The organism is Nonomuraea composti (assembly GCF_012034275.1).
GTDB classification, from domain to species: domain Bacteria; phylum Actinomycetota; class Actinomycetes; order Streptosporangiales; family Streptosporangiaceae; genus Nonomuraea; species Nonomuraea composti.
The window spans coordinates 26583-50716 of record NZ_JAATEP010000043.1 but is presented as its reverse complement, the minus strand read 5'-3'; the positions used below and the strand labels follow the sequence as shown (position 1 = coordinate 50716).

The 24134-nt window shown below is 71.4% G+C and carries 27 protein-coding genes; 18 read left to right on the top strand and 9 right to left on the bottom strand.

The genetic code is table 11. The annotated features are described in order from the left end of the window. Window positions 1-76: 76 nt before the first annotated feature. Window positions 77-544, bottom strand: coding sequence for a hypothetical protein (locus tag HCN51_RS41900; RefSeq protein WP_168017574.1), 468 nt, complete (start codon window positions 542-544; stop codon window positions 77-79). A 77-nt stretch (window positions 545-621) separates the two neighbouring features. Between HCN51_RS41900 and HCN51_RS41895 the strand changes: the two genes are divergently transcribed. The 5 genes from HCN51_RS41895 to HCN51_RS41875 all read left to right on the top strand — a co-directional run bounded on the left by HCN51_RS41895 (window position 622) and on the right by HCN51_RS41875 (window position 5856). Continuing rightward, complete coding sequence (locus tag HCN51_RS41895) at window positions 622-1488, top strand: proline dehydrogenase family protein (protein WP_206068504.1); 867 nt, start codon at window positions 622-624, stop codon at window positions 1486-1488. Between the two features lie 72 nt (window positions 1489-1560). Further along, on the top strand, window positions 1561-2355 hold the full coding sequence (gene proC, locus HCN51_RS41890) for a pyrroline-5-carboxylate reductase (protein WP_080043685.1): 795 nt from the start codon (window positions 1561-1563) through the stop codon (window positions 2353-2355). A 230-nt stretch (window positions 2356-2585) separates the two neighbouring features. Next, window positions 2586-3947 (top strand): efflux RND transporter periplasmic adaptor subunit, encoded by a 1362-nt coding sequence (locus HCN51_RS41885; protein WP_168017572.1) that lies wholly within the window; start codon window positions 2586-2588, stop codon window positions 3945-3947. Then, window positions 3944-4675 carry an ABC transporter ATP-binding protein gene (locus tag HCN51_RS41880; RefSeq protein WP_168017571.1) on the top strand — a complete coding sequence of 244 codons (732 nt, stop codon included), beginning with the start codon at window positions 3944-3946 and terminating at the stop codon, window positions 4673-4675. Before HCN51_RS41885 ends, HCN51_RS41880 begins: the two co-directional genes overlap by 4 nt. Then, window positions 4672-5856: an ABC transporter permease gene (locus HCN51_RS41875; protein WP_168017570.1), complete on the top strand. Its 1185-nt coding sequence runs from the start codon at window positions 4672-4674 to the stop codon at window positions 5854-5856. The genes HCN51_RS41880 and HCN51_RS41875 overlap by 4 nt, the downstream gene beginning before the upstream one ends. Before the next feature lie 135 nt (window positions 5857-5991). Here HCN51_RS41875 and HCN51_RS41870 read toward each other — a convergent pair whose 3' ends face one another. The 4 genes from HCN51_RS41870 to HCN51_RS41855 all read right to left on the bottom strand — a co-directional run bounded on the left by HCN51_RS41870 (window position 5992) and on the right by HCN51_RS41855 (window position 9492). Beyond that, the gene (locus HCN51_RS41870) at window positions 5992-6732 is read right to left on the bottom strand and encodes an ABC transporter permease (RefSeq protein WP_168017569.1); all 741 of its coding nucleotides are present in this window, start codon (window positions 6730-6732) and stop codon (window positions 5992-5994) included. Then, window positions 6729-7619 carry an ABC transporter ATP-binding protein gene (locus HCN51_RS41865; protein ID WP_168017568.1) on the bottom strand — a complete coding sequence of 297 codons (891 nt, stop codon included), beginning with the start codon at window positions 7617-7619 and terminating at the stop codon, window positions 6729-6731. The genes HCN51_RS41870 and HCN51_RS41865 overlap by 4 nt, the downstream gene beginning before the upstream one ends. 80 nt (window positions 7620-7699) lie before the next feature. Next, window positions 7700-8368 carry a response regulator gene (locus HCN51_RS41860; RefSeq protein WP_168017567.1) on the bottom strand — a complete coding sequence of 223 codons (669 nt, stop codon included), beginning with the start codon at window positions 8366-8368 and terminating at the stop codon, window positions 7700-7702. After that, entirely contained in the window at window positions 8365-9492 is a 1128-nt protein-coding gene (locus HCN51_RS41855) for a histidine kinase (protein ID WP_168017566.1), read from the bottom strand. The genes HCN51_RS41860 and HCN51_RS41855 overlap by 4 nt, the downstream gene beginning before the upstream one ends. A 168-nt stretch (window positions 9493-9660) precedes the next feature. Here HCN51_RS41855 and HCN51_RS41850 point away from each other — a divergent pair, with 168 nt between their 5' ends. The 9 genes from HCN51_RS41850 to HCN51_RS41810 all read left to right on the top strand — a co-directional run bounded on the left by HCN51_RS41850 (window position 9661) and on the right by HCN51_RS41810 (window position 16938). Beyond that, window positions 9661-10824, top strand: coding sequence for an acetoin utilization protein AcuC (locus HCN51_RS41850; RefSeq protein WP_168017565.1), 1164 nt, complete (start codon window positions 9661-9663; stop codon window positions 10822-10824). Between the two features lie 46 nt (window positions 10825-10870). After that, complete coding sequence (locus tag HCN51_RS41845) at window positions 10871-11653, top strand: phosphatase (RefSeq protein WP_080043676.1); 783 nt, start codon at window positions 10871-10873, stop codon at window positions 11651-11653. A 312-nt stretch (window positions 11654-11965) separates the two neighbouring features. After that, the gene (locus tag HCN51_RS41840; protein WP_026214222.1) at window positions 11966-12169 is read left to right on the top strand and encodes a helix-turn-helix domain-containing protein; all 204 of its coding nucleotides are present in this window, start codon (window positions 11966-11968) and stop codon (window positions 12167-12169) included. 174 nt (window positions 12170-12343) lie between these two features. Then, window positions 12344-12442, top strand: a complete 99-nt coding sequence (locus tag HCN51_RS41835; protein WP_018654693.1) for a 30S ribosomal protein bS22 — start codon at window positions 12344-12346, stop codon at window positions 12440-12442. 22 nt (window positions 12443-12464) lie between these two features. Continuing rightward, complete coding sequence (locus HCN51_RS41830; RefSeq protein ID WP_080043675.1) at window positions 12465-13460, top strand: NAD-dependent epimerase/dehydratase family protein; 996 nt, start codon at window positions 12465-12467, stop codon at window positions 13458-13460. A 34-nt stretch (window positions 13461-13494) separates the two neighbouring features. Beyond that, window positions 13495-14418 (top strand): lysophospholipid acyltransferase family protein, encoded by a 924-nt coding sequence (locus HCN51_RS41825; protein ID WP_418113260.1) that lies wholly within the window; start codon window positions 13495-13497, stop codon window positions 14416-14418. Between the two features lie 72 nt (window positions 14419-14490). After that, window positions 14491-15288 carry an SDR family NAD(P)-dependent oxidoreductase gene (locus HCN51_RS41820; RefSeq protein ID WP_168017563.1) on the top strand — a complete coding sequence of 266 codons (798 nt, stop codon included), beginning with the start codon at window positions 14491-14493 and terminating at the stop codon, window positions 15286-15288. Between the two features lie 58 nt (window positions 15289-15346). Next, window positions 15347-15925: an RNA polymerase sigma factor gene (locus HCN51_RS41815; protein ID WP_080043672.1), complete on the top strand. Its 579-nt coding sequence runs from the start codon at window positions 15347-15349 to the stop codon at window positions 15923-15925. A gap of 2 nt (window positions 15926-15927) precedes the next feature. Continuing rightward, window positions 15928-16938: an LCP family protein gene (locus tag HCN51_RS41810; protein ID WP_168017562.1), complete on the top strand. Its 1011-nt coding sequence runs from the start codon at window positions 15928-15930 to the stop codon at window positions 16936-16938. Window positions 16939-16942: 4 nt separating this feature from the next. Here HCN51_RS41810 and HCN51_RS41805 read toward each other — a convergent pair whose 3' ends face one another. Genes HCN51_RS41805 through HCN51_RS41795 form a run of 3 tightly spaced genes read right to left on the bottom strand, consistent with a single transcriptional unit; the run spans window position 16943 to window position 19176 of the window. After that, entirely contained in the window at window positions 16943-17800 is an 858-nt protein-coding gene (locus HCN51_RS41805) for an HAD family hydrolase (protein ID WP_230465652.1), read from the bottom strand. Between the two features lie 30 nt (window positions 17801-17830). After that, a complete protein-coding gene (locus HCN51_RS41800; RefSeq protein WP_168017561.1) occupies window positions 17831-18466 on the bottom strand; it encodes a DUF5667 domain-containing protein in 636 nt (211 codons plus the stop codon). A gap of 59 nt (window positions 18467-18525) precedes the next feature. After that, entirely contained in the window at window positions 18526-19176 is a 651-nt protein-coding gene (locus tag HCN51_RS41795) for a sigma-70 family RNA polymerase sigma factor (RefSeq protein ID WP_080043668.1), read from the bottom strand. Between the two features lie 179 nt (window positions 19177-19355). On the opposite strand from HCN51_RS41795, the gene HCN51_RS41790 reads away from it, so the two are divergent. Next, window positions 19356-20876 (top strand): putative quinol monooxygenase, encoded by a 1521-nt coding sequence (locus HCN51_RS41790; RefSeq protein ID WP_168017560.1) that lies wholly within the window; start codon window positions 19356-19358, stop codon window positions 20874-20876. A 43-nt stretch (window positions 20877-20919) separates the two neighbouring features. Here HCN51_RS41790 and HCN51_RS41785 read toward each other — a convergent pair whose 3' ends face one another. Then, window positions 20920-21156, bottom strand: coding sequence for a glutaredoxin family protein (locus tag HCN51_RS41785; protein WP_080043666.1), 237 nt, complete (start codon window positions 21154-21156; stop codon window positions 20920-20922). 115 nt (window positions 21157-21271) lie between these two features. Between HCN51_RS41785 and HCN51_RS41780 the strand changes: the two genes are divergently transcribed. From HCN51_RS41780 to hemC, 3 genes are read left to right on the top strand one after another with little or no spacing between them, the layout of a single operon-like run. Further along, complete coding sequence (locus tag HCN51_RS41780) at window positions 21272-21949, top strand: redox-sensing transcriptional repressor Rex (protein WP_155128710.1); 678 nt, start codon at window positions 21272-21274, stop codon at window positions 21947-21949. Beyond that, the gene (locus HCN51_RS41775) at window positions 21946-23202 is read left to right on the top strand and encodes a glutamyl-tRNA reductase (RefSeq protein WP_168017559.1); all 1257 of its coding nucleotides are present in this window, start codon (window positions 21946-21948) and stop codon (window positions 23200-23202) included. The genes HCN51_RS41780 and HCN51_RS41775 overlap by 4 nt, the downstream gene beginning before the upstream one ends. After that, window positions 23199-24119 (top strand): hydroxymethylbilane synthase, encoded by a 921-nt coding sequence (hemC, locus tag HCN51_RS41770; RefSeq protein ID WP_168017558.1) that lies wholly within the window; start codon window positions 23199-23201, stop codon window positions 24117-24119. The genes HCN51_RS41775 and hemC overlap by 4 nt, the downstream gene beginning before the upstream one ends. The last annotated feature ends 15 nt before the right edge of the window (window positions 24120-24134 follow it).

The window sequence follows — 24134 nt, the reverse complement described above, 5'->3', positions numbered from 1 at the left end:
CACGCCACGGTGTTTCTGATCGATGTATCCCGCGCCATCGATCATTTGTCACTGGGGTTGTCCGTAAGTGGACAGATCAGGGCTTGGCGCCGTCCACGATCTTGCGCTTGCCCAGGGCCCGCTTCAGCTTGACCGTCGTCGTCTTCTCGATCGCGATCATCACGCAGGACACGTTCTTCGCCTTGGGGGACGTGCCCTCGTACAGGGTGATCGTGACCTTCCTGGCCGTCTCCTTGACCTTGACCCGATCGAGGACCGTGCACGGCTCCACCCCCGACCACCAGGTGAGCCGCACCTTCTTGCCCTTCGAGACGCCCTTCGCCTTGGTCCAGCGGATCTTGTGGACGTTGATGGCGTCGCCCGTCGGCTTGACCGGCTTCGGCTCCTGCACCGGATCCTTCGCCGGCGGGACGGTGGCGGCCGGATTCGACACCACCGGGGGCTTCTGCGGGACCACGGTGGTGGAGGCCCGCTCGGCGGCCGGCTGGGCCGCGCCGCAACCCGCGGCGAGCGCCAGACATCCGGCCAGGAGAGTCGCTGTCATAGTCCGCATACCCATAGGACGGATCGCAGCGCCCGGCGGTTCAGGTGACTAGTGTGGTGCGCGTGCTCCGACAGGCCATGCTAGCCCTATCGAAGAGCCGGCGCGCCGAGCGGCTCGTCACCACCTCGCCCCTGACCGCCGACGTGGTCAGGCGCTACGTCGCCGACGACATCGGGGCCGTGGTCGGCGACCTCACCCGCGACGGGCTCCTCGTCAGCGTCGACCACCTCGGCGAAGAGGTGAACGACCCCGCCCAGGCCGAAGCGGCCGTCGCCTCCTACGTCGCGCTGCTCGACCTGCTGCCCGCCGGCTCCGACGTGTCCGTCAAGCTCACCGCCCTCGGGCTGCGGCAGTCGCAGCGGCTCGCCACCACCAACGCCGCCACCATCTGCGCGGCCGCCGCCGGCAAGGGCGTCACCGTCACGCTCGACGCCGAGGAGCACGACACCGTCCCCGGGCTGCACGCCGTCCACGCCGCGCTGCGCCGCGACCATCCCGACGTCGGCGTGGTCGTGCAGGCGTACCTGCCCGACTCGCTCGACCGCTGCGAGAAGCTCGGCGGGGCCCGCGTGCGGCTGTGCAAGGGCGCCTACACCGCGCCCGGGGCCTACCACAGGCCCGCCGACATCGACCGGTCCTTCGTCCGCTGCCTCAAGATCCTCATGGCCGGCACCGGCTACCCGATGGTCGCCACGCACGACCCCCGCCTGCTGCGCATCGCCTCCGCGCTCGCCGTCCTCGACGGGCGCGACCTGAGCGGGTTCGAGTACCAGATGCTGTACGGGGTGCGGCCCGACGAGCAGGCGCGGCTGGCCGGGCTCGGGGCGCGGGTGCGCGTCTACGTCCCCTACGGGTCCGACTGGTACGCCTACCTCATGCGCCGCCTCGCCGAACGCCCCCGCAACCTCGCCTTCTTCCTCCGCTCGCTGGCATCGCGCCGCTGATCCCCTTCTACGGCCCTGTGACGCGTAGCCGATAGGCTCCAGGTCAGCGTCTACTTCCTCCGAGGGGCCGAAATGATCGCGATTCTGGGCACGGGCAAGATGGGCGAGGCTCTGCTGTCCGGGCTGCTGCGCGCCGGGTTCAAGCCGGGCGACATCATGGCGACCACCCGCAGGGCCGAGCGGGCCGAGGCGCTGCGCGAGACGTACGGCGTGCGCGTCGTGTCCAACCCGGAGGCCGCCAAGGCCGCCGACACGCTCATCCTCGCCGTCAAGCCGCAAGACATGGGCACCCTGCTCGCCGAGATCGCCCCCTACGTGCCCGCCGAGCGGCTGGTCATCTCCGCGGCGGCCGGCATCACCACGTCGTTCGTCGAGCAGCGGCTCGGGGTCGAGGTGCCCGTGGTGCGGGTGATGTCCAACACGCCGATCCGGTTCGACGAGGCGATGAGCGTGATCTCGGCGGGGGCGTACGCGGGCGAGGAGCACCTCAAGCTCACCGAGGGGCTGCTGCGGCCGGTCGGCAAGGTGCTGCGTATCCCCGAGTCGCAGCAGGACGCCGCCACGGCGCTGTCCGGCAGCGGGCCCGCCTACTTCTTCTACCTGGTGGAAGCCATGGTCGACGCGGGCATCCTGCTCGGCATGCCGCGCGCCGCCGCCCTCGACATGGTCACCCAGTCGATCGTGGGGGCCGCGGTGATGCTGCGTGACTCGGGCGAGCACCCCGTGATCCTGCGCGAGGCGGTCACGTCGCCGGGCGGCACGACGATCGCGGCCATCGCGGAGCTGGAACGGCACAGCGTGCGCGCCGCCTTCCTCGCCGCCATCGAGGCCGCCCGCGACCGCGGGCGTCAGCTCGCCTCTGGGTGAACCCTCCATTTGTTACGGCAGAGCCGACGTCACCGCCACCCGCCGCACGTGGCTGAGGGCCTCCAGGAAAACGCCCGCTGACCCCGCACGTGGCCGGCCGCCGCTACGTGCGCATCCTTGACCATCCGCGTGGTCACGGCGGCACCGCGGCGCATCGAGCTCGTGCCGGCCGCGGATTGACCCGAGCGGGCGCTTGTGCATGGGAGTGGCGGGCGTTCACGATGGGTCGGGTGACGGTCCGTCGCGGGGTCGCCCCGCTGCTCGTCCTCATGGCCCTGACCGGCTGCACCTCCGAGCAACCGGCGGCCGTACAGGTCGCCGAGGTGCGGCGTGCGCCGGTCACCGAGGTCGTCGAGGCGCCCGCCACCATCGGCGCGCGTGCCTCCGCGACCCTGCGCGCGCCCGCCCAGGGCACGATCGCCAAGCTCTACGTCCGCGACGGTGACCGCGTCCGCAAGGGGCAGATCGTGGCCAGGATCCGCTCGCCCCAGGCCGAGGACCAGCTCCGGCAGGCGCGCAGGGCTTCGGAGATGGCCGCCCCCGCGAGCTTCCGCGCTCCGGCCGTGCGCCTGCCCACGCTCGACACCACCGTCTTCGACCGCAAGGTCGCCCGGCACTTCGCCAAGGCTCGCAAGGAGGCCAGGAAGGTCGAGGACAGGCCGACCCGCAAGCGGCTGCTGAGCGCGATCGACCTGGCCGCCACCCAGTACCGGGCGCAGACGAAGGCGCTGGCCTCGATCACCGCCCAGCTCAACCGCTCGATCGGCGGCCTCATGTCCGGCCTCACGAGCGGCCTGTCCAGCTCGATGGCCTCGCTGCAGGCCGCCTCCAGGACGCAGGCCAGGGCCGCGGTCAAGGCGGCCGAGCGGACGGTGCGGTCGCTGACGGTCAAGGCGCCGTTCGCGGGCGTCGTCACGCTCGGCCGGGTGTCGGGCGGCGGCGGCCTGCCGGGCGGCGTCGAGAGCCTGCTCAGCCAGCTCCCCGGCGGGAGCGGCGGCCAGCAGCTCCCCTCCGTGCCGTCCGGCGGGTCGGCGCAGGGCAGCACTCCGGTGGCGGCCGGGGTGCCGGTCGCGGCCGGCGACCCGCTCGTCACCGTGACCGACGTGTCCGTGCTCACGCTGGCCGCCGACGTGGACGAGACGGACGTGCTGCTCGTCCGCGAGGGCGTCAAGGCGCAGGTGGAGCTGGACGCGGTCCCCGGCGCCACGTACGAGGCCGTGGTGACCGGCATCGGCGTCACCCCCATGGAGGGCACCACCGGAGGCGTCAGCTACCCGGTGAGCCTCAGGCTCGGTCCGGGCGCCTTCGACGACCGCACGAAGGCGCCGACACCCAAGCCGGGCATGAGCGCGGTCGCCCGGCTGACCGTGCGCGAGTCGCCGGCCGCCGTCGCCGCCCCCGCCTCGGCCATCGTCTCCAGCGGGCGCGAGAGCGTGGTCTGGGCGGTCAGCGGCGGCCGGGCGCACCGGCGGGTGGTCAAGCTCGGGGCCCAGGGGGATGCCGTGGTGGAGGTGCTGAACGGGCTGGCCGTGGGCGAGCGCATCGTGGTCAAGGGCGCGGACTCCGTACGGGAAGGACAGGCCCTTCCATGACCTCCGGCGGTGCTCCGGCCATCGAGGCGGTCGAGCTGGCGCGGCGCTACCAGCTCGACGGGGTGGCCGTCGAGGCGTTGCGGGGCGTGTCGTTGCGGGTCGGGGAGGGGGAGTTCGCGGCGATCGTGGGCCCGTCCGGGTCCGGCAAGTCCACGCTCATGCACCTGCTCGGCTGCCTCGACCGCCCGTCCTCAGGCGTGCTGAGGATCAACGGCGTGGACCTCTCGCGCCTGTCGGACGCGGAGCTGGCCGAGCTGCGCAACAGGACGATCGGGTTCGTCTTCCAGTCCTTCCACCTGCTGTCCAGGACGACGGCGCTGGACAACGTGGCGCTGCCGCTCGTCTACCGGGGGCTGGGCAGGGCCGAGCGGCGGGCCAGGGCGCGGGCGGCGCTGGAGTCCGTGGGGCTGGGGCATCGGCTGCACCATCGGCCCGCGCAGATGTCCGGCGGCGAGCAGCAGCGGGTGGCCATCGCCAGGGCGCTCGTGGGCGAGCCCAAGGTGCTGCTGGCCGACGAGCCCACCGGGAACCTCGACAGCGGCAGCGGGGCCGAGGTGATGGCCATCCTCGACCGGCTCAACGCCGAAGGCGGCATGGCGGTGGTGCTGGTCACGCACGATGCCGAGGTGGCCGCCCACGCCAGACGCCAGATCCACATGCGGGACGGCCTGATCGAGCGGGACGACGGCCCACGAGGCGGCACCAGGGGCGGCGGGGTGAGGGTGTGAGCCTGCGTGAGGCGCTGGCGATGGCGCTGGAGGCGTTGCGGGTCAACCGGTTGCGCAGCGCGCTCACCATGCTGGGCGTGATCATCGGCGTGCTCGCCGTCGTCGTGCTGGTGGCCATCGGCACGGGCGCCAAGGACGAGATCGAGAGGCAGATCTCCGGCCTCGGCACGAACATCATCCTCGTCGTCCCCGGCCGCATCACCCTGGGGGCCGCGCCGACGCAGAGCAAGCTGGGCCTGGCCGACGTGGCTTACGTGCGGCGGGTGGTGGGTGACCCGTCGAAGGTGACGGTGTCGCTGCAGTCGGGCGAGACCGTGCGGGTGGGCAGGACCGAGGCGTTCGTGACGGTGATCGGCACGGACCAGAACCTGGTCAACATCTTCGAACGGCCCGTCGCGAAGGGCCGCCCGCTGAGCGGGACCGACGTGGACACGCGGCGCCGGGTGGCGGTGCTCGGCTCGGAGGTGGCCGGTCGGCTGTTCGGCGATCTCGACCCGATCGGGCGTCAGGTGACGGTGGCGGGGGCGCGGTTCCGGGTGGTGGGGGTGTACGCCGAGGTAGGGCAGACGTTCGGGCTGTCGCGGGACCAGGAGATCCACATCCCGGTGACGACGGCGCAGCGGCTGCTGGGCATCGAGCGGATCAACGGGATGGCGGTGGGCGCGTCCGTGCCCGACGAGATCGACCCGCTGTCCGACAAGGTGACGGCGGCGCTGCGGGAGCGGTATCCGGGCGAGCAGTTCTCGGCCGTCACGCAGACCGCGCTGCTCGGGACGGTCGGCAGCGTGCTCGGCATGCTGACCGGGGTGCTGGCGGCCATCGCGGGCATCTCGCTGCTGGTCGGCGGCGTGGGCGTGTCGAACATCATGCTGGTCAGCGTGCGCGAGCGGACCAGGGAGATCGGGCTGCGCAAGGCGCTTGGGGCCAGGCAGCGGGACGTCCTGGCCCAGTTCCTCATCGAGGCGGTGCTGCTGACCACGATCGGTGGTCTCGTCGGGATCGTGCTGGGGGTGGGCGGCTCGCTGGCCATCGCGGCGCTGACCGAGGTGCCGGCGTCGATCACGTGGTGGTCGATCGCGCTGGCGTTCGGGGTGTCGGCGGCGGTCGGCGTCTTCTTCGGCGTGGCCCCGGCACGAAGAGCCGGCCGCCTGGACCCGGTGATCGCCCTCCGCGCCGAGTGACCCGCCCACCCGTACGCGGGCTCCGGCGTCGCGCCGCCCGCGCGTCGGCCACGGCACCGCCCGCGCGTCGGCCACTGCGCCGCTCCGCCCTGCGCCCGCACGCGGACCCAGGTGCCGCTCCACCCGATCGTGGGCTCAGGCGTCGCGGCGGTGCAGGAGGAGGGCGCCGGCGATGGTGGCGGCGGCGATCCAGGCCAGGTAGACGGCGAAGCCGCTCCACGGCCCCAGCGAAGCGTTGCCCTCCCCGGCGACCAGCAGCATCCCCGCGTTGGTGGTGAAGTAGTCGGCGACGATCCTGCCCCACTGGCCGGGCAGCTGGTTCACGAGTTGCGGCAGCACCAGCATGAGGGCGATGGCGGCCACGATCGCGCCGGGCGTGTGCCGGATGAGCGTGCCGAGGCCGAGCCCGAAGACGCCGCAGGCGGTCAGGTAGAGGGAGGCGCTGACGAGGGCGCGCAGGAACTCGCCGGCTTCAAGCCCGGGAGGCTGGGTGATGGACAGGCCGACGCCCATGGCGACGGCGCAGGCGAGCGCGCAGACGACCAGCGAGGTCGCGCTGAACACGACGAGCTTGCCGGTGAGCAGGCTGATCCGGCGGGGCACGGCCATCAGGGAGGTGCGGATGCCGCCGGTGCGGTACTCGCTGGAGATGACCAGGACGCCCAGCGTGGCCATGGCGAGCTGGGCGAACATGATGCCGAGCAGGCTGGAGGCGATGGCCTGCCCGGCGGGCACCGGCCCTTCCGCCATGCTCTTCACGGAGCCGCTGAGCAGCGCGCCGAGGCCGACCATCAGCGCGAAGGTGATCACGAGCGTCCACACCGTGGAGCGCACCGAGCGGATCTTGGTCCATTCGGACCGGAGGATGTCGATCATGCCGAGAACTCCAGACTGTCCTTCGTCAGCTCCATGTAGGCGGCCTCCAGCGAGGGCTGCACGAACGTCAGCTCCTCCAGCGGGATGCCGGCCCTGGCGGTCAGGGTGCCGATCTCGAGGGTGCTCATCGCGGTCACCCGCAGGTGGTCGGGGTGCAGCTCGCCGACCTTGACCAGCTCGGCCACCTCGGCCAGCCGGGGCGAGCACACCCGTACGTACCCCTGGGAGCTGCGGCCGATGAACTCCTGCACGCTCGTGTCGGCGATCAGCCGTCCCTTGCCGATGACGATCAGGTGGTCGGCGGTCTGCGCCATCTCGCTCATCAGGTGGCTGGAGACGAACACCGTGCGCCCTTCGGCGGCCAGCTTGCGCATGAACGTGCGGATCCACAGGATCCCGTCGGGGTCGAGCCCGTTGACGGGCTCGTCGAACAGCAGGATCTCGGGGTCGCCGAGCAGCGCCGCGGCGATGCCGAGCCGCTGCGCCATGCCGAGCGAGAACCCGCCGACCCGCCGCTTGGCCACCTCGCGCAGCCCGACGATCTCCAGCACCTCCTCCACGCGGGCGGCGGAGATGCCGTTGCTCTGCGCGATGGCGAGCAGGTGGTTGCGGGCGCTGCGCCCGCCGTGCACGGCTTTGGCGTCGAGCAGCGCGCCGACCTTGCGCAGCGGGTGCCGCAGCTCCGCGTACGGGCGCCCGTCCACGAGCACGGACCCGCCGGAGGGGCGGTCGAGGCCGAGGATCATGCGCATGGTGGTCGACTTGCCGGCGCCGTTGGGGCCGAGGAAGCCGGTCACCTGACCCGGCTCGACGTCGAACGACAGGTCCGCGACGGCCATGGTGCCGCCGTAGCGCTTGCTCAGGTTCGTTGCTCGAATCGCGCTCATGGTCCCAGCGTGCCGAGGCGCCCGCCGGTTTTCTTCCTGCCAGGGAACCGTTCGGGCGGCGGCGTCATAGGACCGTGGTCCTACGCTCCTGGTTGGACGAGCGCCGCCTCGTACGCGATGATCACGGCCTGGGCGCGGTCCCTGACACCGAGCTTGGCGAACAGGCTCGTCACGTGGTTCTTCACGGTGGAGGGGGAGACGGCCAGGCCGGCGGCGATCTCGGCGTTCGACAGGCCGCGCGCGATGAGCACGAGGATCTCCCGCTCGCGGTCGGTGAGCGCGGCCAGCTCGGCGGGCGCCGCGCGGGCCGGCGTGGTGCGCACGAACGTGCCGATGAGCCGGGTCAGCAGGCGCGGGGCGACGGCCGACTCGCCCCGGTGCACGACGCGCACGCCCTCGATCAGCTCCTCGGGGGAGACGTCCTTGGGCAGGAACCCGTCGGCGCCCGCGCGCAGCGCCGCCACCACGTTCTCGTCCAGGTCGAACGTGCTGAGCGCGAGCACCCGCACGCCCGGCAGCTCGGTGGTGATCAGCTCGGTGGCGCGGACGCCGTCCATGCCGGGCATGTGCAGGTCCATCAGCACCACGTCGGGGCGCAGCCGCCGGCTCAGCGCCACGGCCTGCTCGCCGTCGGCGACCTCGCCGACCACGCTCATGTCGGGCTGGGCGTCGAGCATCAGCTTGAAGCCGGTACGGACGAGCGCGTGGTCGTCCACCAGCAGCACGCCGATCTTCTCTCCAGGGGTCATGCCTGCTCCAGCGGGATACGGGCGTGCACGCGGAATCCTCCTTCTGGACGGGGCCCGGTGGACAGCTGGCCGCCGCACAGGGCGACCCGCTCGGCCATGCCGCCGAGGCCGAAGCCGGGCGTGCCGCCGTCCTTGGGCAGGCCGTCGTCGAGCACCTCGATCTCCACGGCGGAGGTCTCGTACGCCAGGCGCACGCTGGCCCTGGCGCCGAGGGCGTGCTTGCGGGTGTTGGTGAGCGCTTCCTGGACGATGCGATAGACGGCGTGGTCCACGGCGGCGGGCAGCTCGACGGGCTCCCCGGTGACGGTCAGCTCGGCCGGCAGGCCCGCGGACCTGGCCTCCTTGACCAGGGCGGGCAGGCGGTCGGCGCCCACGCCGGTGGCGGCGTCCGGCCCCTCGCTGCCGTCGGCCCGCAGCACGTCCAGGAGGCGGCGCATCTCGGTCATCGCCTGGCGGGCGGTCTGCTCGGCGCTCTCCAGGGCGTCCCTGGTGACGGTCTGCTCGGGCGGCAGCGTGGCGCGGGCCCCGCCGACCAGGGCGTTGATGACGGTGATGTGGTGGGCGACGACGTCGTGCAGCTCCCTGGCGATGCGCCGCCGTTCGGCGCGGACGGCGGCGTCGGCGGCCTCGCGCCGGCCGCGCTCGTTGAGCTCGTGCCTGAGCCGGAAGACCTGGCCCAGCCCGACGGGCAGGACGACGAGGAACACGGCGGCCAGCCAGCCGGCCTGCATCGGGGTGGCGAGGTCGAGGAGGAGGGCGTAGAAGAGCCAGGCGGCCCCGGAGGCGATGGCGGTGGTGCGGCCGGGCGCGTAGCGGCTCAGGCTGTAGAGGGCGACGGTCGTGCCGATGTTGGGGCCGTCGACGAGGCCCGTCACGATGCACACGGCGTCGATGGCGGCGACCACGCTCATGGTGGTGACCGGCCGGTTGCGGCGCATGAGCAGGGGCAGCACGGTCAGCAGGTAGTGCACGTTGCCCAGGGCGAGCGGGAGGTCGCCCCGGAGCAGCACGGCGACGCCGCCGAGGATCGAGGGGATGACGAGCAGGATCACCAGCGTCCGGTCGGCGACCTTGGGACGCTGGAAGAACCGCACCACCCTCGTCAAGGCCCGCACCACGCGCACGACCAAACCCTATTCAGTAAATGTCGGTATTGCCGGGAGGTTTTCGGCACCGCATCCAGGAGGAGAACGTCGCACCCGGTACGAGAACGAGCCGAAGCCCGGGCTACAACGCGATGTCTGCCCTGCGGTAACGTCGGCGCAAGGCGAGGGACACGCGGAGGGGTTGGCATGAGCCGGTCGGCACGGGTGATCTGGGACGACGCTCTCACCTCCTACAACTTCGGCCCGAGCCATCCACTCGCCCCCGTGCGCGTGGAGCTCACCATGGCGCTGGCCCGCGAGCTCGGCGTGCTCGACAAGGTCGAGCTGAGCGGCTGCGGCTCCGCGAGCGACGACGAGCTGTCCATGGTGCACAGCCGCTCCTACATCGAGGCGGTCAAGCGGGTCTCCGCCGACGGCCGCCCCGACCTGTCCGCCGGGCTCGGCACGACCGACAATCCCGCGTTCGCGGGCGTGCACGAGGCGTCCGCGCTGATCGCCGGCGCGTCTCTGGCGGCGGCCCGCGCGGTGTGGGAGGGCGCGGCCGAGCACGCGGTCAACGTCGCGGGCGGGCTGCACCACGCGATGCCGGCCACGGCCAGCGGGTTCTGCGTCTACAACGATCCGGCGCTGGCCATCGCCTGGCTGCTGCGTCAGGGCGTGAGCCGCGTCGCGTACGTGGACGTGGACGTGCACCACGGCGACGGCGTGCAGACGATCTTCTACGACGACCCCAGGGTGCTGACGATCAGCCTGCACGAGAGCCCGCGCACGCTGTTCCCCGGCACCGGCTTCCCCGAGGAGACGGGGGCCGAGGGCACGGCCGTCAATGTCGCGCTCCCGGCCGGCACCGGCGACTCCGGCTGGCTGCGGGCCTTCCACGCGGTGGTGCCGCCGCTGCTGCACGAGTTCAGGCCCGAGATCCTGGTGACGCAGCACGGCTGCGACAGCCACGCGCTCGACCCGCTGGCCAACCTCATGCTGAGTGTCGACGGCCAGCGGGCCGCGTACGCCGCGCTGCACCGCCTGGCCCATGAGACGGCGGGCGGCCGGTGGATCGCCACCGGCGGGGGCGGTTACGAGCTGGTGCAGGTGGTGCCACGGGCGTGGACGCACCTCATCGCCGAGGTGGCGGGCCATCCGGTCGATCCGGCCACGCCGACGAGCCAGGGCTGGCGCCGGTTCGTACGGGAGCGGACGGGCGAGACACCGCCGCTGACCATGACGGACGGCCGAAACCCGGAATTTCGTGACCTGTCCGGTGGTTATGATCCAGCGGACCCCATTGACCGTGCGGTCATGGCGACCCGAAACGCGGTGTTCCCCCTGCACGGCCTCGATCCGCTGCCCTGACTGAGGCTGCACGGCCTCGATCCGTTGCCCTGACGAGGAAGAACCAGTGCTGAGCCGCGACGAACTCCGAGATCATCTCATCCAGAGCCGCATAGCCGGCGATGTCGCGACCCCCCGCGAGAACAACCTGGACCACTACAGCTCGCTGGCGAACGGCGACCCCTATTACGCGCTGGGCCTGACCTTCGACCAGCCGTGGTCGTACCGCGACATCCTCGCCCTGATGGCCAAGTCCGCGGGCGTCGTGCCCGACGCGGGCCACCGCTGGGGCCAGGACACCATCGACCCCGACCTGACCATCGACGCGATCGACGCGATGGCCGAGCGCATCGCCGCCGTGCTGTCGCGGCCGGAGCCGCGCATCCTGTTCGCCACCGGCCACCCCACGGGCCTGCTGGCCGTGCACCTGCCGCTGGCGGCCTTCTGCGCGGCCAGGGGAGCGCGGCTGCTGTCTCCCGCCGAGGGCTGGACGTACGCGGGGTCGGGTTTCGGTCGTCCCAGAAGGATCCGTTATCTGCAGGACATCGCCATGCTCGACGACCGGGGCGCGCTGGTGCACACGCACGACGCGGCCCCGATGCGGCACATGCTCGGCGAGCTGAACGGCGACCTGCCCGACCTCGTGATCGCCGACCACGGCTGGGCGGGAGCGGCCGGTGAGGCGGGTGTGCCGACGGTGGCGTTCGCCGACAGCAACGACCCCGGGCTCTTCGTCGGCGAGGCGGAAGGCAAGCTTGACGTGGTCGTGCCACTCGACGACAACGTGCTACCCCGCTATTACGCTCCGCTGACCGAGAGGTTGGTCACAGGAGTCTCACAAGCCCTTTGAGTCTAATTCGGTCATCCGCATACCGTCTTTTCGCGCCTGCATTCCAAGAGGCTCGCTGTCCCTTTGCCAACTTTTGATAGGGCCTCGGCGACTCTTATGTGTGGCAGCTTGGACAGTTCCAACGTCCAAGTGCGGTGCTCGGCCAGGCCATTGGCCAGCGATTTCGCTGGTTCGGCTGACAGGTGGCTCCGCCCGTTGAGAAACTAGGGGGTTTGCGCACTCGGAGTCCCGACTTACGCTGACGGCAGTACACGTGCGTGAGCAATGGCACCAGTGGGGATAACCCGGAAACACGTGCGGAAGAGGCGTCCGATGGGTGCAGGCGAAAGACCTCTCAGTGAGGTGAAGTTCCTGACCGTCGCAGAAGTGGCGACGGTCATGAGGGTGTCCAAGATGACGGTGTACCGGCTCGTCCACTCGGGTGAGCTGCCGGCCATCAGAGTCGGCCGATCGTTCAGGGTGCCTGAGCAGGCGGTACACGACTATCTGCGGGAGGCCTACATCGAGGCAGGTTGACGTAGCGACACGCCGAGACGTGTCGTGAGTGCTCTCGCGGGAGAGGCCCGGCCGGCGCTGCTGCGGCCGGGCCCTCACCCCCCGAGGGGCGATCCACCGCGGATCGCCGGTAGTCTGTGAGCCGGTGTGCGCTCGCACTCCGGTTCAGACGTGCTATCAGTACCTGGGGGTCCCGTGGGCTCTGTGATCAAGAAGCGCCGCAAGCGGATGGCTAAGAAGAAGCACCGCAAGCTGCTCAAGAAGACGCGCATCCAGCGGCGCAACAAGAAGTAATCGACGCAGCTGCGAGGCGCTGATGACCCACACCGTGCTTGTCACCGGGGTCTCGCGCCACATAGGCGCCCGGGTGGCGAGTGCTCTGGCGGCAGACCCGGACATCAGCCGTGTCATCGGAGTGGACACCGTGCCGCCCCCCTCGCTGACGCGAGACGGCGGCATCTCTCTGGGCCGGACGGAGTTCGTCCGGGTCGATCTGCGCAGCCCCGACATCGCCCAGGTGATCGCGGCCGCGGACATCGACACCGTTGTGCACATGAGCCTGGTCAGCGCTCCGTCGAAGAACGGCGGCAGGGCGGCCATGAAAGAGCACAACGTCATCGGCACCATGCAGTTGCTCGGTGCCTGCCAGCGGTCGGCGACCGTGCGGCGCGTGGTGGTGCGCTCCACCACCGCCGTCTACGGCTCGTCGCCCCGCGACCCGGCGGTGTTCACCGAAGACCTGGAGCCGCACGAGGGTCCCGTCCACGGCTACGCGAAAGACGCGGCCGAGGTCGAGGGCTACGTGCGGGGCTTCGCCCGGCGCCGGCCCGACGTGGTCGTCTCGCTGCTGCGCTTCGCCAACTTCATGGGTCCCGGCGTCGACTCGCCGCTGACCCGTTACTTCACCCAGCCGGTGCTGCCGACCGTGTTCGGCTTCGACCCGCGGCTGCAGTTCGTCCACGAGGACGACGCGGTCGAGGTGCTGCGCCGGATGGCGACGGAGGATCACCCCGGCACGTACAACGTGGCCGGGGCCGGTGTGCTGCTGCTGTCGCAGTGTGCCAGGAGGGCGGGGCGGCCGACGCTGCCGCTGCTCTCGCCCGCCTTCAAGGTGCTGGGCGGCGCCGTGCGCCGGATCGGGCTGGTGGAGTACTCCCCTGAGCAGGTCCGGCTGATGAGCCACGGCCGTGCCGTCGACATCAGCCGGCTGGAGGCCGAGCTGGGCTGGAAGCCCAAGTTCACCACCGGGGCGGCCTTCGACGACTTCCTGCGCTCCCGCGGCCTGCGGCCGCTCGGAGGTGTGCGGGCGTGAGCGTTCCCCGCGAGCAGTCCGGAGGTGTGCGCGCGTGAGCGTCCCCCGCGAGGAGAAGGGCCGCGTGATCCCCATCAGCGCGGCGCCGTCCTTCGACGACCGGCAGAGCCCCGCCGACGAGCTCGCCGACCACCTCGCCAGGCTGCTGGCGTTCCTGCGCAGGCGCGTCACCGGCGACTACGAGGTCGACGAGTTCGGCTACGACGCCGAGCTGACCGACAAGGTCGTGCTGGAGCTGATCAGGCCGCTCTACACCCACTGGTTCAGGGTCGAGACGGTCGAGCTGAAGAACATTCCGCACGACAGCGGCGCCCTGGTCGTCGCCAACCACTCCGGCACGCTGCCGCTCGACGCGCTGATGCTGCAGGTGGCGCTGCACGACGAGGCCGGCCGGCCGTTGCGGCTGCTCGGCGCCGACCTGGTCTACCAGCTTCCGCTGCTCAGCCACCTGGCCCGCAAGACCGGCCACACGCTGGCCTGCCGCGAGGACGCCGACCGGCTGCTGCGCAAGGGCGAGCTGGTCGGGGTCTTCCCCGAGGGCTTCAAGGGCGTCGGCAAGCCGTTCTCCGAGCGCTACAAGCTGCAGCGCTTCGGCCGCGGCGGCTTCGTCGCCTCCGCCATCCGCGCGGGGGTGCCGATCGTGCCCACCGCGATCGTGGGGGCCGAGGAGATCTATCCCAAGATCGGCGATCTGAAGACCCTGGCCAGGATGCTGGGGCTGCCCTACCTGCCGATCACCCCGTTCTTCCCGCTGCTGGGGCCGCTCGGGCTGGTGCCGCTGCCGTCCAAGTGGATGATCGAGTTCGGCGAGCCGATCCGCACCGACGAGTACGAACCGTCGGCCGCCGACGACCCCATGCTGGTCTTCAACATCACCGACCACGTGCGCGAGGTCATCCAGCAGCTGCTCAACGAGCTGCGGCTGCGCAGAGGGCACGCCTTCCCGCCGTTTCTGTAGCTCCCGGGTGCAACCGCCCCGATCCCGCCGGTGTTCTGTGCACGGACTGAAGGAACACCGAAGGGAAACCCCATGGATCTGCAGCTCTCCGGCCGCGTCGCCGTCGTCACCGGCGCGTCCAAGGGCATCGGCCTGGCCGTCGCCCGCACCCTGGCCGAGGAGGGCGCCCACGTGGTCGCCGTCTCGCGAACCCCGTCCGACGCGCTCGCCGACGCCAAGGTGACGCACGTCGCGGCCGACCTGATGGACCCCGCCGCGCCCGCCCGGGTCGTGGCGCGGGCGGTGGAGGAGTTCGGCGGGCTGGACATCCTGGTCAACAACGCCGGCGGGCCGCCGCCCGGCACCACGCTGCCGCGGGCCGGTTTCATGACGCCGGACGACGCGGACTGGGCGGCGATGTTCGAGTTCAACCTGTTCGCGGCCGTCCGCATGATCCGCGCGGCCGTGCCGCACCTGCTGGAGCGCGGCGGCGGCTCGATCGTGAACGTCTCCTCGACGATGGCCAGGCAGCCCTCCGCCGTGAACGTGGACTACGGCGCGGCGAAGGCGGCCGTGCTGGCGCTCAGCAAGTCGCTGTCCGCCGAGTACGCCCCGCAGGGCATCAGGGTCAACACCGTCACGCCCGGCGCGGTGCTGACGGACTGGTGGACGAAGGAGGGCGGCGCGGCCGAGGTCTTCGCCGGCATGGTCGGCTCCGACCGTGACAGCGTGCTCACCGAGGTGGCTCCTGCGATGATGGGGCTGGCCACCGGCCGGCTCGTCCACGCGCAGGAGATCGCCGACGCGGTCGCCCTGCTCGCCTCGCCCCGCTCCGGCAGCACGACCGGCGCCGAGTTCGTGATCGACGGGGGCCAGCTCAAGGAGATCTGAACCCTTTGGGCGGGTTGTGGCAAGACATCCGTGACCGATCCCCCACAGAAGGGCGGAGATGATCACGCAACCCGCCGTCAGGGGTGCGGACGCCGACCTCGTACGAGCCTCGTGGACCGAACCCGAGGCCTTCGCCGAGCTCTTCGACCGCTACTCCGCCATGCTCTACCGCTACGTCTCCCGCCGGCTCGGCCCCGAGCCCGCCGAGGACCTCGTCGGTGAGACGTTCCTGGTCGCCTTCTCCCGCAGGAAGAGCTACGACCTGGCGTACCCGGACGCCAGGCCGTGGCTGTTCGGCATCCTGACCAAGCTCGTCTCCCGCCACCACCGCACCGAGGCGGCCCGCTACCGCGCCCTCCTGCGCGCCCCCGTGGACTCCGAGGTGGAGTCGCCCGCCGACCGGGTGGCCGCCGGGGTGACCGCGCAGGCCGTGCGCGCGGAGCTGGCCGGCGCCCTGGCCGCGCTGCCCGCCAGGGACCGCGACGTGCTGCTGCTGATCGCCTGGGGCGACCTGACGTACGAGGAGGCGGCCCGCGCGCTCGGCATCCCCGTGGGCACCGTGCGCTCCCGCCTCAACAGGGGCAGGCGGAAGGTACGTGCCGCGCTCGGCGACGCCAACCCGATGGAGGAGGAGTGACGATGGACGACCTGAAGCTGCTCCGAGACCTCGGGGCCGAGCTGGAGCACCAGCCACCCGCCTCGCTCGCCCGCCAGCGCGCGCGTTTCCTGCGCGCCCGGCCCCGGCGCCGCTGGTCCGCGTGGTGGACGGCCGGGCTCGTGGCCGCCGCCACGGCCGCGGCGGTCGCGGCGCCGGTGGCGTTCATCGCGGCCAGGCCGACCGCCGCGCCCCCAGCCGGAGCGGACCCGGCCGACATGAGCGGCACGAGGAACATCCTGGTGATCGGCTCGGACACGCGCGAGGGCGCCGGCAACGAGCGCTACGGCCCCCAGTCGGCCAGGCAGAACGCGGGCCAGCGCTCCGACACCATCATGATCGTGCACGTGCCCGCCGACCGGGGCAAGGCCACCGCGGTCAGCGTCTCGCGCGACTCCATGGTGCGCATCGCGCGCTGCGGGACGGAACCCGCCCGGCTCGACATGATCAATTCGGCCTACGCCAAGGGCGGCGCGAGCTGCCTCAGGACGACGCTGGAGAAGCTCACGGGGCTGCGGCTGCACCACACGGTGGAGGTGGACTTCAGCGGCTTCAAGACCATGGTGGACGCGCTCGGCGGCGTGACCGTCAAGCTTCCCCAGCCTGTGGACGACGCGGCCGCGAAGCTGAAGCTGCCCGCGGGCGAGAGCGTGCTGAACGGGGAGCAGGCCCTCGGCTACGCGCGCCTGCGCCGCTACGGCGACGGCTCCGACATCGCGCGGATCAAGCGGCAGCAGGCGCTGGTGCTGGCGATGCTGAAGAAGGCGCAGCGGCAACTGGTCGCGGACCCGGCCAAGCTCAAGGCGTTCCTGGGCGAGATGCGCAAGGGCGTGCGGACGGACCTGAGCGTGGAGGAGATGTACGAGCTGGGCAGGCAGCTCCAGGAAGTGAAGGTGAACGTCGCGGCGGTGCCGTGGGAGCCCTACCCGGGCGACCCCAACCGGATCCAGTGGAAGCAGCCGGCGGCCACCTCGCTGTTCGACTCGCTGAAGTAGGGGGTCAGCGGCGGTAGTGGCGGCGCAGGGCGATGCCCGCCGCCACGCCGCCCGCCACGGCACCCACGCCGGCCGCGATGGGCAGCGCCGTGAGCGTGGCCTTGCGGCCGGTGCGGAAGTCTCTGACCTCCCAGTCGTGCTTCCTGGCGTGCTCGCGCAGCTCGTTGTCGGGGTTGATCGCGACGGCGGTGCCGACCAGCGAGAGCATCGGCAGGTCGTTGGCCGAGTCGCTGTAGGCGGTGCAGCGGGTCAGGTCGAGGCCCTCCCTGCGGGCCAGCGCGCGCACCGCCTCGGCCTTGGCGGGGCCGTGCAGCAGGTCGCCGACGAGCCGGCCGGTGTAGACGCCGTTGCTGGTCTCGGCCACCGTGCCGAGCGCGCCCGTCAGGCCGAGCCGCTGCGCGATCACCCGGGCCAGCTCGATCGGCGTGGCGGTGACCAGCCAGACCCGCTGGCCGGCGTCGAGGTGCTGCTGGGCGAGCGCGCGGGTGCCGCCCCAGATGCGGTCGGCCATGACCTCGTCGTAGATCTCCTCGCCGAGGCGGACGACGTCGTCGACCTTGGCCCCGGCGACGAACGCCAGCGCCGTCTCGCGGGCCACCGCGATGTGCTCGGGATTCTCGTTGCCGCGCAGCCGGAACACCGCCTGCCCGACCGCGAACTTGAACAGGTCGGACGTGGTGAACAGCCCGCGCGTGGCCAGGCCCCTGGCGAAGTGGTAGATCGACGCGCCGCGCATCATCGTGTTGTCGACGTCGAAGAAGGCCGCGGCCTCCAGGTCCGGCTCGACGGGCGCGACGGTGACCGCCGCCTGCGCCGCGACCTCGCCGGCGACCTCGGGCTGCGTCTCGTGTCGTCGTCGCATAAGCCGCCACATGGGCTTCAGCTTACTTACCTACTCAGGGGCGACCAGACCCTCGATGTAGTCGAGGTAGCCCTCGGCCTGGGCGAGCTGGTCCTCGTCGAGCTCCTGGAGCATGGGCTTGACGGTCTCCTCCTGCTCCCGGGCGAACTTCTTGATCTTCGGCGAGCGCGGCTCGGCGCGTTCGAGCCTGCTGATGCCCGACCGGGTGGACTCCTCCATGTCCTTGAGCGTCTTCTTGACCAGCGGGCCGTCGGCGGAGGAGCCGAGCAGGCTGGCGACCTCCTTGGCGCGGGTCTTGGCGGAGTCCAGCTCGCGCTCGGCGCGTTCCGCCTCGCCGGGGCTGAGGTGCACGAGCGTGGTCTCGGCGGCGCGCTTGAGCGGGTAGAGCGAGTCGCCGGGCACGGCCTGGTAGGTCGCGAAGGAGGAGACCATCAGCGCCGCCGCCAGCCCCACGGCCGCCAGCTGCGACAGCAGCGGACGGCGCCGCGGCAGGTCGCGGCGCGCGGGCTCGGCGGCGGGCTCCGGCTCGGCCTCCAGGGCCCCCGACAGCAGCTCCGCGCGCAGCCGCTCCTTGAAGGCGGCTCCCGGAGCGCCGCCGAGAGGCAGCTCCCGCAGCTCGGTGAGCTGCTCCAGCACGCGTTCGCGCCGCCTGCGCGCCCTACTCATGACGGCTCCCTGACCGACGCGGCCATGACACCTGCTTAACGAGGGGCGGATGGTGGAGGTTACGCCAGGTCGTGCTTGAGAGCCCTGGCCAGGGCCCGGACGGCACGGAACTGCAGCGCTTTGATCGCTCCACTCTTCTTCCCCATGATCAGCGCGGTTTCCGCGAGCGAGAGGCCGTGCAGGAAGCGCAGGACGACGCATTCCTGTTGTTCGGGATTGAGGTCTCGTACGGCACGCAGCACCCGGTCGTTGATGATGGCCGTGACCACGGCGTTCTCGGGGATGTGCGAGCCGTCGAGCGGAACGTCGATGACCTCGCCGGTCGGGATCTCCAGCCGGTAGCGCCCCGACTTGAAGTGGTCGGTCACCAGGTTGCGCGCGATGGTCACGAGCCAGGCCCCGAAGTCGCGGCCCTGCCAGGTGAAGTCGCCGATCCTGCGCAGTGCCCGCAGGAAGGTCTCGCTGGTGAGGTCCTCCGCGAGGGGGTGGGAGCCCACCCGGAAGTAGATGTAGCGGTAGACCAGGTCGACGTAGCGGTCGTAGAGCGTGCCAAAGGACTGCGTGCAGCCGTTCTTGGCGTGCATCACCAGCGTGCGCAGGTCGCCGGAGACATCTTCCGGGACGTCTTCGCGCACGGCGAACTCGCCCGTCCGGGCAGGTCCAGCGACCGCTGGAGCGAGCAGCCCGGCGAACGGCGACGAGTCAGGCATCCGGTATCCCTAGGGGTAAGGGGTGCGGCGTGCTCGAACACTCTAGAAATCAACCGGAAAATCCACAATCCACGGAAGTCATGCATGACTAGGCGTAATCGGCGGATACCGTGGTGGACCGACCCGTTCCCTCTTCGGCTACCGGCTGGGAGGCATCGTCCGGCAGCATTGGAGTCACCATGGAGATCCTCGTTGCTGTCATAGCTTTTGCCGGTGCGCTCCTGGCCGCCGTCGCGGCCGGTGCCCTGATCCAACGACTGCGCGACGAGCCTGAGGGGTGGTTGGTCGCCTGGACCGTTGCAGTCGTGGGCCTGTGCCTGTCACTCCTTGTGATCGGCATCGGCTACCTCGCCGGCTTCGGCGGCCTCACGTTCCGGATCTACCAGGTGACGGGATCGCTGGTGGCGCCGCTCTGGCTGGCCATCGGCCTGGTGCAGCTGCTCTCGGAGAAGGTGCCGCCCAGGTTCCTGGCATGGCTGCTCGGCGGCGCGCTGACCTTCGTGTCCGTCGTGATCATGGTCTGGGACCCGCTGAAGACCGAGGACATGGGCAAGAGCCTGCCTTCGGGCTCGGCCCACTGGAACGTCTTCCCCGGCTACCTGCTCACCGGCGCCCACGTGGTCTCCCTGCTCGTCATGCTGGCCATGCTGGTGGTGGCGGGCATCAAATGGCGCAACGGCGACGAGTACGACACCGACAACCTACACGCGACCGTGGTCGTCGTTCCGTCGGGGCTGGCACTGGTGGGCGCGCTGCGGTTCGCGGTGGCGCCGCTGTTCACCACGGCGCTGCTCGCCGTGGCCGCCGCCGCGGTCTGGTACACCGTCCTGCGGCCGCTGGCGCCGTACGAGGACGACGACGAGGACGATTTCGACGACGACCGCGAGACGCGCTCCTCGCGCCGGGAGGAGCGCTCTCAGCGCCGCGAGGAGCGTCCGGTGCCGCGTCCGATGCCGCGTCCGGCTCCGGGCGAGGAGCGTCCCCTGGCGCTCGACGAGCACCGGATGACGCCCGGCGAGCGCCCGATGTTCCGCGACGAGGTGCCGCCGCAGGGCGGCCGCAGGGGCGCGCCCGAGCCCGTACCGGCCGCGGACCTGCCGCCCGCGCCGCCGCGCCGCGCGTCCGGGCTCGGCGACCTCGTGGCCGAGTACCGCGCCGGCGACGAGGGCCACCGGCAGCGCGACGTCGACTACGCGGCCCGCATGGCCGCCCCGCTCGACGACGGCCCCTCCACGGGCTACATCATGAACGGCGCCCCCTCCATGAGCCCGCCCCCGCCGCCTCCGGCCCCGGCCCCGGCCACGGGCGCGATCTTCCCGGGCGCCGACCTGTTCTCGCCCGCGCAGCAGCAGCCCGGCTCCGGCCGGCCCGCGCCGGGCATCTACGGCATGCTCACCGTCTTCACGATCATGGACGGCGCGGGCGAGGCGTTCGACCGGCTGGCCGAGGCCACCGTCGAGGCCGTGCGGCGCGGCGAGCCCGACACGCTCGTGTACGTCTGCCACGCCGTGAAGTCCGCGCCGCTGCAGCGCATCGTCTACGAGCTCTACCGCGACGAGGTCGCCTACCGCGACCACCAGCGGCAGCCGCACGTCGAGCGGTTCGTCAACGAGCGGCAGGCGATGGTGCTGGCCACGAACGTCATCGAGCTCAACGTGAACGCGGCGAAGGTGGTGCCGCTGCCCACCGTCGGCTACTGAGAGACCGTCGACTACTGAGAGACCGTCGGCTGCTGAGAGACCGTCAGCTGCTGAGCGCCGCGCGCAGGCGCGCCTCGTCGACCCGCCAGAAGTCGTGCTGCACGCCGTCGATCAGCGTGACCGGGATCATCTCCCAGTACTTCTCCTGCAACTCGGCCGAAGACTCGATGCTGACCTCCTCCCACGGCACGCCGAGCTCGCCCGCGACCCTGGCGATGACCTCGCGCGCGTCGTCACACAAGTGACAGCCGGGCTTGCCGAGCAACGTGATGCGATGCATACGGCAACCGTACCGCCGCCGACTTTGTGCATCGGTTCACAAAGGGATTAACCTGAAAGACGGTTCGATTCCGTCACGCGGTCCCCAAGCCGCCCGTTCCCTGGAGCACCGGCACGTGAAGAGCCCGTCCCAGCCCCGTGACCGCGGTATTCCCGAGGCGACGGTCGCCAGGCTTCCGCTGTACCTCAGGGCGCTGCACGGGATGGCCGAGCGGGGCATCGCGACGGTCAGCTCCGAGGACCTCGCCGTCGCCGCCGGTGTCAATTCCGCGAAGTTGCGCAAGGATCTGTCACACCTCGGCTCGTACGGCACGCGCGGCGTAGGCTATGACGTTGAGTACCTCGTCTACCAGATCTCCCGCGAGCTCGGCCTGACGCAAGACTGGGCGGTCGCGATCGTCGGTGTCGGTAACCTCGGCCGCGCGCTGGCCAACTACGGCGGCTTCGTCTCCAGGGGCTTCCGGGTCGCCGCGCTCGTGGACGCCGACCCCGAAGTCGTGGGCGACACCATCGCGGGATTGAATGTGGAGCACATCGACGACCTGGAAGCCGTCATCAAGCGGCGTGGAGTTTCGATCGTGGTTCTGGCGACACCGGCGGCAGCGGCGCAGGAGGTCTGCGATCGCGTGGTCGCCGTGGGCGTCACCAGCATCCTGAACTTCGCCCCGGTCGTGCTCTCCGTGCCGGAGAGCGTCGATGTCCGTAAGGTCGATCTATCCATAGAACTGCAGATTCTCGCGTTCCACGAGCAACGCAAAGCTGGGGGGCCGCTCATGGCGGTGGACAGTCAATGAGTGTTCTGGCCATCGGACTCAGCCACCGCACCGCGCCGGTGGCTCTGCTGGAGCGCGTCTCGGTCACGGGCGACGCGCTCGTCAAGCTCCTGCACGACGTACGGCAGGATCCGTGCGTCGCGGAGGCCATGGTGGTCTCGACCTGCAACCGGGTCGAGGTCTACGTCACGGTCGACCGTTTCCACGCCGCCGTCACATCCATCAGCAACCTCCTGGGCGTCCACTCGGGCGTCCCCGTCGACGAGCTGACCCCGCACTTCTACGTTCATTACGAGGAGCGGGCGGTCGAGCACCTGTTCTCCGTGGTGTGCGGGCTCGACTCCATGGTGGTCGGCGAGGGCCAGATCCTCGGCCAGGTCCGCCAGGCGCTCAAGCTGGCGCAGCGCCAGGGCACGGTCGGCGCCACCCTCAACGAGCTGGTGCAGCAGGCGCTGCGCGTCGGCAAGCGGGCCCAGACCGACACCGGCATCGACAAGCACGGCGCCTCCCTCGTCACCGCCGGCCTCGCCCTCGCGGGCGACCTCGCGGGGCGGCGCGCCCTGGTGATCGGCGCGGGCTCGATGAGCTCGCTGGCCGCCGCCACGCTGTCGCGCGCCGGGGTCACCGACATCGTCGTGGCCAACCGCACGTACGAGCGGGGCGCCCGGCTGGCCGCGTCCGTCGGCGGGCGGGCCGTCGAGTTCTCCCGCGTCGGCGACGAGCTGGCCGCCGCCGACATCGTCATCACCTGCACGGGCGCCGGCCGCCACATCGTCACGCCCGACATGCTGGCGGGGCCGGCGTTCCTGCTGGACCTGGCGCTGCCGCACGACATCGACCCCGCCGTGCGCGCCGTGCCCGGCGTCACGCTGGTCGACCTGGAGACGATCCAGGAGTCCGGCATCGGCTCGCGCGAGGGCGACGCGGTGCAGTCCGTCCGCGCCCTGGTCGCCGCGGAGCTGCGCGCCTACCTCGACGCCGAGCGGGCCGCCAGGGTCACCCCGACCGTGGTGGCGCTGCGCAGCAAGGCGGCGAGCGTGGTGGAGTCGGAGCTGGGCCGCCTGCTCATGCGCGTGCCCGACCTCGACGAGCGGGCCAGGGACGAAGTGGCCATGACCGTCCAGCGGGTCGTCGACAAGCTGCTTCACGAGCCGACTGTGCGTGTCAAGCAGCTCGCCACCTGCCCGGGGGGCGATCATTATGCGGAAGCCCTGCGTGAGCTGTTCAACCTGGATCCGAAGATGCCCGAGGCCGTGAGGGAGGTGGAGCTGTGACGTCGCGGTCCGGCGCGTTGCGGCTCGGAACCCGCCGCAGCCTCCTCGCGACCACGCAGTCGCAGCTGGTGGCCGACGCCTACACCGAGCGCACCGGCAGGGCGGTCGAGCTGGTCGGCGTCACCACGTTCGGCGACGTCACCAAGGCGCACCTGGCGCAGCTCGGCGGCACGGGCGTGTTCGTCAGCGCGCTGCGCGACAAGCTCGTCGAGGGCGAGATCGACTTCGCCGTCCACTCCCTCAAGGACCTGCCGACCAGACAGGACCCACGCTTCACGCTGGCCGCGCTGCCGGCCCGGCACGACCACCGCGACGCGCTGGTCGGCACGCACAAGTTCGCCGACCTCGCGCCCGGCGCCCGGGTCGGCACCGGCTCGCCGCGCCGCGTCGCCATGCTCAGCGCGCTCCGCCCCGACCTCGAGTACGTCGCCATCCGCGGCAACGCCGACACGCGCATCGGCAAAGTCAATTCCGGCGAGCTCGACGCGGTCGTCCTCGCCTCGGCCGGGCTGCACCGCATCGGCCGCGACGCCGAGATCGCGCAGATCTTCGAGGTCGAGGAGCTGCTGCCCGCGCCCGGCCAGGGCGCGCTGGCCGTCGAGTGCCGCGCCGACCGTGCCGACGTCATCGAGTTCCTGCGCGTGCTCGACGACCCCCGTACCCGCTCCGCGGTGACCGCCGAGCGAGCCCTGCTCGCCGCCCTGGAGGCCGGGTGCGCCGCTCCGGTGGGTGCGTTCGCCGCCGATGACGGGCACACTCTGAACCTGACCGCTGTGGTCGTCTCCATCGACGGCCGCGAAACGGTCCGCAAGTCCGCCGCCGGCTCTCCTTCGGAGGCTGCGAACCTGGGCCGCCTCCTAGCGGCCGAGATGATCGCCGAAGGTGCCGACAGATTGATGGGGGAGCATTCCCATTGAGCTCCGATAGTCCAA